10 protein-coding genes are annotated in these 11,632 nt (G+C 68.3%); 5 read left to right on the plus strand and 5 right to left on the minus strand.

Translation table 11 applies throughout. From position 1 onward, the window contains the following. The first annotated feature begins 14 nt into the window (after positions 1–14). Positions 15–1,403, plus strand: coding sequence for an amidase (locus P6281_RS06430; protein WP_324738660.1), 1,389 nt, complete (start codon positions 15–17; stop codon positions 1,401–1,403). Between the two features lie 78 nt (positions 1,404–1,481). Here the strand turns inward: P6281_RS06430 and P6281_RS06435 are convergent, their stop codons facing one another. Beyond that, complete coding sequence (locus P6281_RS06435; protein ID WP_008254704.1) at positions 1,482–2,006, minus strand: DNA-deoxyinosine glycosylase; 525 nt, start codon at positions 2,004–2,006, stop codon at positions 1,482–1,484. A gap of 40 nt (positions 2,007–2,046) precedes the next feature. On the opposite strand from P6281_RS06435, the gene P6281_RS06440 reads away from it, so the two are divergent. Both P6281_RS06440 and P6281_RS06445 read left to right on the plus strand, forming a co-directional pair. Next, positions 2,047–3,171 (plus strand): adenylate/guanylate cyclase domain-containing protein, encoded by a 1,125-nt coding sequence (locus P6281_RS06440; protein WP_014382055.1) that lies wholly within the window; start codon positions 2,047–2,049, stop codon positions 3,169–3,171. Positions 3,172–3,450: 279 nt separating this feature from the next. Then, positions 3,451–4,023, plus strand: a complete 573-nt coding sequence (locus P6281_RS06445; RefSeq protein WP_008254711.1) for a hypothetical protein — start codon at positions 3,451–3,453, stop codon at positions 4,021–4,023. Between the two features lie 43 nt (positions 4,024–4,066). Here P6281_RS06445 and P6281_RS06450 read toward each other — a convergent pair whose 3' ends face one another. The 3 genes from P6281_RS06450 to P6281_RS06460 all read right to left on the minus strand — a co-directional run bounded on the left by P6281_RS06450 (position 4,067) and on the right by P6281_RS06460 (position 9,691). Beyond that, positions 4,067–5,833 carry a serine/threonine-protein kinase PknH/PknJ gene (locus P6281_RS06450; protein ID WP_008254716.1) on the minus strand — a complete coding sequence of 589 codons (1,767 nt, stop codon included), beginning with the start codon at positions 5,831–5,833 and terminating at the stop codon, positions 4,067–4,069. A 178-nt stretch (positions 5,834–6,011) separates the two neighbouring features. Next, complete coding sequence (locus P6281_RS06455) at positions 6,012–7,928, minus strand: ABC transporter ATP-binding protein (protein ID WP_009953974.1); 1,917 nt, start codon at positions 7,926–7,928, stop codon at positions 6,012–6,014. Continuing rightward, positions 7,925–9,691 carry an ABC transporter ATP-binding protein gene (locus P6281_RS06460; RefSeq protein WP_009953975.1) on the minus strand — a complete coding sequence of 589 codons (1,767 nt, stop codon included), beginning with the start codon at positions 9,689–9,691 and terminating at the stop codon, positions 7,925–7,927. The genes P6281_RS06455 and P6281_RS06460 overlap by 4 nt, the downstream gene beginning before the upstream one ends. Before the next feature lie 181 nt (positions 9,692–9,872). On the opposite strand from P6281_RS06460, the gene P6281_RS06465 reads away from it, so the two are divergent. Both P6281_RS06465 and P6281_RS06470 read left to right on the plus strand, forming a co-directional pair. Continuing rightward, the gene (locus tag P6281_RS06465; RefSeq protein WP_008254722.1) at positions 9,873–10,430 is read left to right on the plus strand and encodes a DUF3558 domain-containing protein; all 558 of its coding nucleotides are present in this window, start codon (positions 9,873–9,875) and stop codon (positions 10,428–10,430) included. Positions 10,431–10,438: 8 nt separating this feature from the next. Beyond that, positions 10,439–10,969: a DUF3558 domain-containing protein gene (locus P6281_RS06470; RefSeq protein ID WP_009953976.1), complete on the plus strand. Its 531-nt coding sequence runs from the start codon at positions 10,439–10,441 to the stop codon at positions 10,967–10,969. 92 nt (positions 10,970–11,061) lie between these two features. Here the strand turns inward: P6281_RS06470 and P6281_RS06475 are convergent, their stop codons facing one another. Continuing rightward, positions 11,062–11,565, minus strand: a complete 504-nt coding sequence (locus tag P6281_RS06475) for a SixA phosphatase family protein (RefSeq protein WP_038535523.1) — start codon at positions 11,563–11,565, stop codon at positions 11,062–11,064. Between the last annotated feature and the right edge of the window lie 67 nt (positions 11,566–11,632).

Genomic DNA, 11,632 nt, shown 5'->3' on the forward strand with positions numbered 1-11,632 from the left:
GTTACGCTGCCGCAGTGAACGACGATCTCGCCTTCGCCGGCGCGGCGGCGCAAGCACGCATGCTGGCCGACGGTGAACTGACCGCACCGGAGCTGCTCGAGGTCTACCTGGAGCGGATCGCGCAGCTCGACAGCCAGCTGCGGTGCTACCGCGTGGTGCTCGCTGACAAAGCTCGCTACGAGGCCGCCGTGGCGCAGGACCGCCTGGACGCGGGCGAACGGCTGCCCCTGCTCGGCGTGCCGGTCGCGATCAAGGACGACGTCGATGTCGCCGGGGAGGTGACGACCTTCGGCAGCGGCGGGCACCGGCCCGCGGTGAGCTCCGACGCGGAGGTGGTGCGCCGGCTGCGCGCCGCGGGCGCCGTCATCGTCGGCAAGACCAATGTGCCCGAGCTGATGATGCTGCCGTACACCGAGTCGCTGACCTTCGGAGCTACCCGCAATCCCTGGGATCCCAGGCGCACGCCGGGCGGCAGCAGCGGCGGCAGCGCCGCCGCGGTCGCGGCCGGGCTGGGCCCGCTGGCGTTGGGCTCCGACGGGGGCGGGTCGATCCGCATCCCGGCGACCTGGTGCGGCGTGTTCGGCCTGAAGCCGCAACGCGACCGGGTATCGCTGGAACCCCACGACGACGCCTGGTACGGGCTGAGCGTCAACGGCCCGATCGCCCGCACGGTGATCGACGCTGCCGTGTTCCTGGACGCGACCTCGACGGTGCCCGGGCCCGAGGGCGAGTTCGTGTCCGCGGCGACCCGCAGTCCCGGGCGGCTACGAATTGCGTTGAGCACCAAGGTCCCAACCCCGCTGCCGGTTCGGGTCGGCAAGCGGGAGTTGGCCGCGGTCGACGAGGCCGGCGCGTTGCTTCGCGACCTCGGGCATGACGTCATTACGGCCGACCCGGAATATCCGGCCTCGGCGATCCTCACCAACTACCTGCCCCGCTACCTGCGCGGCATCTGCGACGACGCCGACGCCCTGGCCCATCCGGAACGCCTGGAACCGCGCACCCGCAACATGGCCCGCTTGGGGTCTTTCTTCTCGGACCGCCGGATGGAGTCCCTGCGGGCGGCCGAGGGGGCCGTGGTGTCGCGGATCCAGGCGATCTTCGACGATGTCGACGTCGTCGTCACGCCGGGAACGGCGACGGGCCCATCCCGTATCGGCGCCTACCAACGGCGCGGCGCCGTGTCGACCCTGCTGAGGGTGGGGCAATACGTTCCCTACCAACAGGTCTGGAACCTGACCGGACAGCCCGCCGCGGTGGTTCCCTGGGACCTCGACGCAGACGGGATGCCGATGTCGGTCCAACTCGTCGGCCGGCCTTATGACGAAGCGACGCTGTTGTCGCTGTCGGCGCAGATCGAAGCCGCTCGACCGTGGGCCCTTCGCCGGCCGCCGGTGTCATGAGAGCGGACGGGCCTCCGCAACCACTGCCCAAGCCGCGAGCTTGGCGCCCGGCGGCGCCGCGCTCGCGATCGGCTTGATCTACGCGCGCCGACCCGCTTCGCCCGGCGGCGCCGCGCTCGCGATCGGCGCCCACGCCGCGAGCTTGGCGCCCGGCCGCATCACGTGGGCCGGGCTGGTCGACGGCAGCCGGTGGCACTGGATCTCGTCGGGCGACACCACCCGCCGGCGGTAGAGCTCGGCGGCCTTGGCGCCGTTGAAGTACACCGCCGTGATGGCGGGGTAGTCGGCGAAGAACGCGCCAAAATCGTTGACCGTCAGGCTGGTTGGATCGATGGCCGAGTCGGAACTGCCGCGGCGGCGGCACGTGTGAAGAACATCCCAAAGCGCAATTCCGTGGGATTGCAGTCCCGCCAGGCGCCTGTCGTAGGGCGCGGCGGCGTCGAAGCCGAAAAGCTCACCGGTGATCGACCAGAACGCGTTGCGTGGATTGGCGTAGTACTGGTCCGCCACCAGTGATTGCGCACTGGGAAACGACCCCAGAATCAGCGTCCTGGCGCGCTCGTCGACGACCGGCGGGAATCCCCGCAGCAACGGTGTGCTCATCACCTCACATCATGCCGCGCCCGCGTTGTACGTTGGCGACGTGCACGACGGGGACGACCACACCATCGACGACCTGCTCGAAGGGCTCGAGGGAACCGCGCGCACGGAACGGGCCGAACTGGTGCGGTGGCTCTTCGAGCAGGGCATCACCGCCGAGGAGATCCGGGCGACCAACCCGCCTCTGTTGCTGGCCACCCGCCACATCATCGGCGACGACGGCACGTACGTGTCGACGCGGGAGATCAGCGAGACCCACGGCATCGACCTGGGACTGCTGCAGCGTGTGCAACGCGCCATCGGTCTGGTCCGCGTCGACGACCCCGACGCGGCCGTTCACATGCGCGCCGACGGCGAGGCCGCCGCCTTCACCCAGCGGTTCGTCGAGCTGGGCCTGGACCCCGAGCACGTGATTCTCGTGGTCCGGGTGCTCGCCGAAGGTCTGTCGCGGACCGCCGAGGTCATGCGGTACTCGGCGCTTTCGGCGATCATGCGCCCGGGCGCCAGCGAGCTCGAAATCGCCCAAGCCTCAAAGGCTTTGGTGACCAAAATCGCGCCCATGCTGGGCCCGATGATCCAGCACATGCTGTTCATGCAGCTGCGCCACATGATGGAGACCGAAGCGGTCAACGCCGCCGAGCGCGCCGCTGGCAAGCCGCTGCCGGGCGCGCGCCAAATCAGCGTCGCCTTCGCCGACCTGGTCGGCTTCACCCGGATCGGTGAGGCGGTCACGCCCGAAGAGCTGGGGCATCTGGCCAACCGGCTGGCCATCCTCGCCCGCGACATGACCGTTCCTCCGGTGCGTTTCATCAAGACCATCGGCGACGCGGTGATGTTCGTCTGCCCCGAGCCGCAACCGTTGCTCGACGTCGTCCTGAAACTGGTCGAAGCCGTCGACTCTGACAACGACTTCCCTCGGCTGCGGGCGGGCGTGGCCTCCGGCATGGCGGTGAGCCGTGCCGGCGATTGGTTCGGCAGTCCGGTCAACGTGGCGAGCCGTGTCACGAGCGTGGCGCGCCCGGGCACGGTCCTGGCGGCGGATTCGGTGTGGGAGGTCATCGGGGAGCGCGGTGAGTTTTCGGCATCGTTCGCGGGCTCCCGCCACCTCAAGGGCATCAAGGGCGAGGTCAAACTGTTCCGCATCCGGCGCGGCGATGCCGAGGACTGACGGCCGCCGGCCGCGGTGACATCAATATGGGCAGGCCCGGTGCGACTCCAGGGGGCGTCTGACTCCGTCTTACGCGTGTCCTACGCGGCCGGATTCCTACCCCGTGTTCCGGCGCTTCGAATTGGTCGCTTCCCGGGCCTGCTTCGCTACCCAAAATACGCCGCACAACAGCCCGGATCAACGGGTTTTCAGGCGTGGAGATGTGTTCGGCGACCGGCCCGTCTTTCGCCCCCGGCGAACGCTGTTCCGTTATACGTGCAACGGTGTAATCATGTAATCATGAAAGCGCATCACACCCATGGGCGGCGGTACGGTCGCCCCGGAGGCTGGCAGCAAGCCCAGCAACCCGACGCCGGCGACGCCGCGGAATGGTTCGCCGGACGCCTTCCCGAGAAGTGGTTCGACGGCGACCCCACGGTGATCGTCGACCGCGAAGAGATCACCGTCATGGGACGGCTCCCGGACACGGCGAGCGCCGAGAGCGGGGAGAGTGAGGCCCGCGCGGCGGGACGGGCGTCGCGATTCCGCGAGGAGACGCGATCCGAGAGAATGCACATCGCCGACGAAGCCCAGGATCGCTACGGACGCAAGGTTTCCTGGGGGGTCGAGGTCGGCTCGGAGCGAATCCTGTTCACCCACATCGCAGTACCTGTGATGACCCGGCTGAAGCAGCCCGAACGCCAGGTGCTCGACACGTTGGTGGATGCCGGCGTCGCGCGGTCGCGCGCCGACGCCCTGGCGTGGTCGGTGAAGCTGGTCGGCGAACATGCCGAGGAATGGCTGGCCAAATTGCGCGACGCGATGACGGCGGTCGACGACCTGCGTGCGCAGGGTCCCGATCTGCAGTCGTAGCAATGCCGTGACGCCCTAACGGCGTTGGCGCGTAACCGTCCGGCTACTCGTCGGCGATTCTGGCGGCGATCTTGTCCGCGATCTGGGCGCCCTGGTCGCTGATGTGATACCCGCACGCGTTGATGTCGACGATCACGTTGTTGGCCACGGTCAGTGCGCGCTGGCACTCCCAACCGTCGGCGCCTTCCTGGGTGTCCATCAGCGTGATCTTCGGCGGGCTCCCTTGAACCTGAGCGAACGTCCACCGATAGGTCTTGCTCTTGTTCGTGACCGTGACCGTCTTGCCGGCGCAGCCCTTCCACTTCTCCGCAGAGTTCTCCAGGAAGCTCTTGGCCTTGTCGGCGGACGGAAACAGCACCACCGCTTGGTTCACCCAGTGGTCGTAGTTGTCGCCCGGCTCCGAGGACACCAGTCCACTCACCGAGGTGTAACCGGTGCCCGCATATACCGGGTCTTGGGTCGTGTAGAGCGCGCCCTGGCAGTCGGGCGTCGACACCGTCACCGCCGAATGGTCCGTCGACGTAATGGGTTTGCCCGGCTGCATCGTCGACGAGCCCATCACGGTGTTGATATCGGACGGGCCGAGCAGCAGGGCGCTGAGACGGTCGGCCTCCAGCGGCGCGGGGGGTGGCGGTTCGGGATCGGGCCGCGTGACCAGCCAGATGCCCAACCCGCTCCCGAGGAGAACGAACACCACGGCGACGGCCGCGACGATGAGCCAGACGTTGCGGCGGGGCCTGGGCGGGGGCTGACCCCACGGCGTCGCATTGGCGAACTGCGGCGGCGGGCCGCCCCAATTGGCGCTGGCGCCTTGGTAATACGGCGCCGCGGACGGCGACGGCGGCGGGGTGTTGAACGCGGGCTGGTACGGCCGGGGAGGCGGCGCGGTGCTCAGCCGGGGATCGGGGTTGACGGCCGTGGGCAGTGCGGCTTCCTGGCTGCGGCGCAAGATGGTGGCGGCGCGGTCTTGATCGGGGTGGCTCAGCGCCTGCTTGGCGGCCAGCGCGAGGTCGCCCGCGCTCGCGTAGCGGTCCTCGGGCCTTTTGGCCATGCCGCGGGCGATCACCGCATCGAAGGCCTTGGGGATGTCCGGGCGCCGCTGACTGGGCGCGGGTATGGGGTCCATCATGTGGGCGGAGACCAGCATGCCGGCGCTGTCGGCCCGGTAGGGCGGCGCCCCGGTCAGGCACTCGAACAACACGCACGCCAACGCGTAGATGTCGGCGCGGTAGGTGACCTCGGCGTCGGAAAACCGTTCGGGCGCCATGTATTTCCAGGTGCCGACCGCGGTGCCCAGTTGGGTGAGTTTCTCGTCGGTGGTGGCGCTGGCGATGCCGAAGTCGACGAGGTAGGCGAAGTCGTCCGCGGTGACCAGGATGTTTTGCGGTTTGACGTCGCGGTGCATGACGCCGGCGGCGTGGGCGGCATCGAGCGCGGAGGCGATCTGGGTGATGACGGCGACCGCGCGTGGCGGGGTCAGCGGGCCGAAGCGTTTCAGCACGCTGTCCAGGTCGGTGCCCTCGACCAAGCGCATCTCCAAAAAGATCTGGCCGTCGATTTCGCCGTAGTCGTGCACGGGCACCACATGGGGTTCCTGCAAACGTCCGGCGGTGCGGGCCTCGCGTTTCATCCGCTCGCGGAAGACGGGGTCTCTGCTGAAGCTTTCGGAGAGAAGTTTGACCGCCACGGTCCACTCTTTGACGGTGTGTTCGGCCTCGTAGACCTCACCCATCCCACCGCGGCCCAGCAGCCGTTTCAGGTGGTAGGGGCCGAACATCGACCCCGCCCGTGAGGCCTGCTCGTCGCTCATTGCTCATCCTTCCAACCCGACCCCCGGCCCGCCGTCCCGTGGCAACGTTGCGGACGCACGCCCGATCGTCGACCCGTGACCGAGCAATCATGACGGTAAGCGCCCACCCGTCGCGCCGCATGATAACGCCGACAATCGGCGGGCCAGCATTTCGTGGCCGCGACGCCGGCCGCGGTTGTCATGCGCGGGTCATGGCGTAGTAGGCGCCGCGCCGGGCCAGCAGCTCGGCGTGGTTGCCTTGTTCGACGATCCGGCCCCCCTCGATCACCAGGATCCGATCGGCGTCGCGGATCGTCGAAAGACGATGCGCGATAATGAAACTCGTCCGATCCCGGCGCAGATCGCACATGGCGCGCTGGATAAGGGCCTCGGTGCGGGTATCGACCGAGCTGGTCGCCTCATCCAGGATCAGCAGCTGCGGGCGGGCAAGGAACGCGCGCGCGATGGTGATCAGTTGCTTTTCGCCGGCGCTGATGTTGGCGCCGTCGCCGCTGACCCGGGTTTGGTAGCCGTCCGGCAGCGACCGCACGAACGGGTCGACGTGGGCTGCCTCGGCTGCCGCCACCACCTCGCCGTCGCCGGCCTCGGGGCGCCCGTAGGCGATGTTCTGCGCGATCGTCCCGTCAAAGAGCCAGGTGTCCTGCAGCACCATGCCGATCCGCGACCGCAGCGAATGCCGGTCCAACGTGGCGATGTCCACCCCGTCGAGGAGGATCTGGCCGGAATCGACCTCATAGAACCGCATCAACAGGTTCACCAGCGTGGTCTTGCCCGCCCCGGTCGGTCCCACGATCGCCACCGTGCTACCCGGTTCGGCAACCAGCGACAGGTCGTCGATCACCGGGACGCCCGGCCGGTAGGCGAAGCTGACATGCGCGAATTCCACGCGGCCGGTCCAGCGTGGGGCGCCATCGGCAGGCGGGGGCGCCGCGGGCTGGGGATCCGGGGATTCTTCCGGTTCGTCGAGCAGGGCGAAGACGCGTTCGGCGCTGGCCACCCCCGACTGCAGGGTGTTGTACATCCCGGCCAGTTGGCTCAGGGGCGAATTGAATTGCCGCACATACTGAATGAACGCCTGGATGTCGCCCAGGGTGATGTGCCCGGTGGCCACCCGCAGGCCACCCACCACGGCGACGGCCACGTAGCCGACGTTGCCGATGAACGTGGTCGCGGGTGCCACCAGCCCGGAGAAGAACTGGGCGCCGAAACTGGACCGGTAGACGTCGCCGTTGAGGGCCCGAAACTGCTCGCGGGCCGCGGCCTGGTGGCCGAACGTCTTGACCACCGTGAATCCGCTGTAGGTCTCCTCGATGTGGGCGTTGAGGCGCCCGATGCTCGCCCATTGGGCGAGGAACAGCCGCTGGGAACGCCGCGCGATCGCCCGTGTCGCCAGCAGCGACAGCGGCACCGTCAGCACGGTGATCCCCACCAGCAGCGGCGAAATGGACAGCATCATCGCCAACACCGCCACCACTGTCAGGACCGAAGTCAGCAACTGGCTGATCGTCATCGACAGGGACGACTGGACGTTGTCGATGTCGTTGGTGACCCGGCTGAGCAGCTCGCCGCGCTGGCGCCCGTCGAAGTACGACAACGGCAACCGGTGGATCTTGTCCTCGACGTCGGAACGCAGCGCCACCATGGTGCGCTGCACGGTGAGGTTGAGCAGCCGGGCCTGCGCCCAAATCAGCACCGAGGAAACGAGATAGAGGGCCAGCGCCAGCGTCAGTGTCCGCGCGACCGCCCCGAAATCCACGCCGTGGCCCGGCACCACGTTCATTCCGGACAGCAGATCGGCGAAGGTGTTCTCGCCCCGGCCGCGAGCGGCCGAGACGGCCTGTGCCTTGCTGATGCCGGCGGGAAGCTGCCGCCCGATGACGCCGTTGAACAACAGATCGGTGGCATGGCCGAGGATCCGCGGGACGATCACGCCGATCACCGTGCCCGCGAGGCCCAGCGTGATCACCGCGATGCTCAGTCTGCGTTGCGGCGCAAGTCGTTTCACCAACCGGGCGGCCGAACCCCAGAAATCGCGGGATCGCCCGGCCGGCGGCGGGGCCACGCCCCGGGTCGCGGTGCTGGTCGACGAGGTCATTGCGCGCCCCCGACGTGGCCTGACGGCAAGGCGCCCACGGCTTGTGAGTCGGCGAATTCCGCGTAGGTGGCGCTGTCGGCGAGCAGCGACTCATGCGTGCCGGCGCCGACCAGCCTTCCGCCGTCGATGACGATCACCTGGTCGGCCTGGGCGGCGGTCGAAACCCGTTGGGTGACAACGATGACGGTGGCTTCCTTCGATATCTGCTTGAGGGCGGCGCGCACCCGCGCGTCGGTGTGCACGTCGAGGGCGCCGAAGGAGTCGTCGAACAGATAGACGGCGGGGCGGCGGATGACCGCCCGGGCGATGGCGAGTCGTTGCCGCTGCCCGCCGGAAAAGTTGATGCCGCCCTGGGCCACCCGCATCTGCAGCCCGTCTGGGTGCGCGCGCACGAACCCGTCGGCGTCGGCCACCCGCAACGCTTCCCACATCTCGTCGCCGGTGATGTCGTGCCCCGGGGCGGCGCCGTAACGCAGGTTGTCGGCGATCGTTCCGGAAAAGAGGTAGCCGCGCTGGGGGACCAGACCGATCGCCGACCACAGCAGCTCGGTGTGGTAATCGCGGACGTCGATGTCGTCGACCAGGACGGTTCCGCCGGTCACGTCGTAGAGCCGGCACATCAAGGAGATCAGTGTCGACTTTCCCGATCCCGTGCTGCCGACGATCGCGGTGGTGGTCCCGGGCCGGGCGATGAACGAAATGTCTTGTAGCACTGGGCGATCGGCGCCGGGATAGGTGAATGTTGCGCCGTCCAGGCGGACCACACCGGTGATTTTGCCCGGGGGAGACGCCGGGCCGGGCGGGTCGGTGACGGCGGGACGGGTGGTGAGCACCTCGGTGATCCGTTCGGCGCACACCGACGCCCGCGGCAACACCACCAGCGTCATCGTCGCCATCAGCACGGCCATCAGGATCTGCGTGAAGTACGCCAGGAAGGCGGTCAACGAGCCGACCTGCATCTGGCCGCGATCGATGCGCTGCCCCCCGAACCAGATCAGCGCGACGCTGGACACGTTGATGGTCAGCGTGGTCACCGGCAGCATCAGCGCCTGCCAGTTGCCCGCGGTCAATGCGGTGTTCGACAGCGCGGCGTTGGCGCGCGCGAAGCGGTCGCGCTCGAAACCTTCCCGGGCGAACGCGCGGACCACCCGCACGCCGGCCAGCTGGTCGCGCATCACGCGGTTGATGCCGTCGATCAGGCCCTGCATCCTGCGGAACAGCGGCAGCATGTGCGACATCACCCAGTAGTTGGCCACCGCCATGACCGGCACGCTGACCAGCAACAGCCACGTCAGCGCCGCCTCCTGGCGCAGGGCCATGACGATTCCGCCGAGGCACATGATCGGGGCGGTCACCAGCACGGTGGCCGTGATCTGGACCAGGTACTGGATTTGCCGCACGTCGTTGGTGCTGCGCGTCAGCAAGGTCGGCGCGCCGAATCGGGCGCTCTCGCGCTCGGAAAAGGTGAGGACGTGTTCGAACACCGCCGCGCGCAGGTCGCGGCCGAAGCCCATCCCGGTCCGGGAGCCGAAATAGACCGCGCCGACCGAGCACAACACCTGCAAGCCGGTGGCCCCGAGCATCACGATGCCCAGCCGGACGATCGCGGCGGTGTCGCCCTTGGCGACGCCCTCGTCGATGATGGCCGCGTTGACGGTCGGCAGGTACAGCGACGCGAGGTTGCTGATCAGCTGCAGCACCATCAGCATTGCGACCAGCCGGCGGTACGGCTGGATGTACTGGCGCAGCAGTGCCAGGAGCATGGGGTAACTGTCGCACACCGGCGGCCCGGGCGTCCCCGCCAACCGGCGACGGTCAACGCGCGCACGGCACTCGCCGGCGACATTGAAATACCTGCTCAGGCGCGTCGGTGGTTGACCCGCTGGGCTGCCGCTACAGTGCATCGTGTGGACGAGCAGCGGGCGGAACGGAAGCAGGGTAGCGGTGCGGCGTAGCGCGAGGGCGCTGGCTCTTGTGGCGTCAGCATTGACGATCCTGATTCCCGCCGTTGCCGCCTGCTCCGATTCCGGCGGCAACAAACCCGGGGCGACGGCGTCTTCGACGCCGCAGAAGGGGCAAGGCAACCACGGGCCGATGTTCCCGCAGTGCGGCGGCATCAGCGACCAGACGGTGGCCGAGCTGACCCGGGTGACAGGGTTGATCAACACCGCCCGCAACTCCGTCGGCTGCCAATGGCTCGCCGGGGGCGGCATCCTCGGGCCGCACTTCTCCTTCTCCTGGTATCGCGGCAGCCCGATCGGACGCGAACGCAAGACCGAGGAGCTCTCACGTGCCAGCGTCGACGACATCAACATCAACGGCCACGGCGGTTTCATCGCCGTCGGCAACGAGCCCAACCTGGGTGACTCGCTGTGCGAAGTAGGCATTCAGTTTCAGGACGACTTCATCGAGTGGTCGATCAGTTTCAGTCAGAAGCCGTTCCCGCCGCCGTGCGATATCGCGAAAGAGCTGGCTCGTCAGTCGATTGCGAACTCGAAATGAGGGCCCCGATGCGCGCCGCCGCCGTGGTTTTGCTGGCCGCGCTGCTGGTGCTGACGGGCTGCTCCAGGTCGATCGGTGGCAACGCGGTCAAGGCGGGCGGCAACGTGCCCCGCAACAACAACTCCCAGCAGCAGTACCCGAACCTGCTCAAGGAATGTGAGGTGTTGACCAGCGACATCCTGGCCAAGACCGTGGGGGCCGACCCGCTCGACATTCAGAGCACGTTCGTCGGCGCGATCTGCCGGTGGCAGGCGGCCAACCCGGCCGGCCTGATCGACATCACGCGGTTCTGGTTCGAGCAGGGCAGCCTGAGCAACGAGCGCAAGGTCGCGGAGTTCTTGAAGTACAAGATTGAGTCGCGGCCCATCGCCGGGATCGACTCGATCGTGATGCGTCCCGACGACGCCAACGGCGCGTGCGGCGTGGCCAGCGACGCGGCCGGGGTGGTCGGTTGGTGGGTCAACCCGCAGGCGCCGGGAATCGATGCGTGCGGGCAGGCCATCAAGCTGATGGAACTGACGCTGGCCACCAACTCCTAGCCGGAGGTTGCGCCACCACGCCGAACGTCGACTTGTTGTCGTCGATTTCGCGTTTTGAGCCCAACAAGTCGACGTTCGGCGAAGCGGTGTGCTCAGCGCGGAACGACGAAGTCGATCAGCGACGCACCCCCGAGTTCCAGTTCCTTCCACGCGCACGGCACCGCGAGGACCGCGATCGCCGACGTCGGGAACTTGGCCGAAATGCGTTCGGCCGCAGCGGCGTCGGTGCCGCCGGCGCGGCCCAGCCCCAGCGCAAGCGCCGACATCGTCGGCTCGTGTCCGATGACGAGCAGCGTGCCGATGCCGTCGTCCACCGTGTTGATCTCGTCGATCAGCGTGCCCGGGGTGCTGGCGTAGAGGCGTTCGCTGTATCGCACCGGCGCAGCGATACGGGTGTTCCGCAGTGTCTCGCGGGTCCTGGTCGCCGTGGAACACAGCACCCCGTCGACGGGGGGCACGTGGGCGCGCAGCCAGTCGCCGGCGAGCCCGGCTTGCCTGACGCCGCGGGGCGCCAACGGCCGGTCGTGGTCGCCGACCCCGGCCGGGTAGTCGGACTTCGCATGCCGCATCAACAGCAGGGTGCGCTCGGCAGTCACGAAGGATCAGATTAATCAGTGTGGCACCCCGCCGGCCACGCCCGCTGCGCCGGAATTTGCGCAGTGC

The sequence above is a fragment of the Mycobacterium sp. 5-140-3-2 genome (assembly GCF_035666375.1).
Taxonomy (GTDB): Bacteria; Actinomycetota; Actinomycetes; order Mycobacteriales; family Mycobacteriaceae; genus Mycobacterium; species Mycobacterium intracellulare.

Coding starts and splice junctions, on each gene's coding strand:
- P6281_RS06435 (WP_008254704.1), bottom strand. CDS start 2,006: ATGAGCACACCGTTGCTGCGGGGATTCCCGCCGGTCGTCGACGAGCGC.
- P6281_RS06445 (WP_008254711.1), top strand. CDS start 3,451: ATGAAAGCGCATCACACCCATGGGCGGCGGTACGGTCGCCCCGGAGGC.
- P6281_RS06450 (WP_008254716.1), bottom strand. CDS start 5,833: ATGAGCGACGAGCAGGCCTCACGGGCGGGGTCGATGTTCGGCCCCTAC.
- P6281_RS06455 (WP_009953974.1), bottom strand. CDS start 7,928: ATGACCTCGTCGACCAGCACCGCGACCCGGGGCGTGGCCCCGCCGCCG.
- P6281_RS06460 (WP_009953975.1), bottom strand. CDS start 9,691: ATGCTCCTGGCACTGCTGCGCCAGTACATCCAGCCGTACCGCCGGCTG.
- P6281_RS06470 (WP_009953976.1), top strand. CDS start 10,439: ATGCGCGCCGCCGCCGTGGTTTTGCTGGCCGCGCTGCTGGTGCTGACG.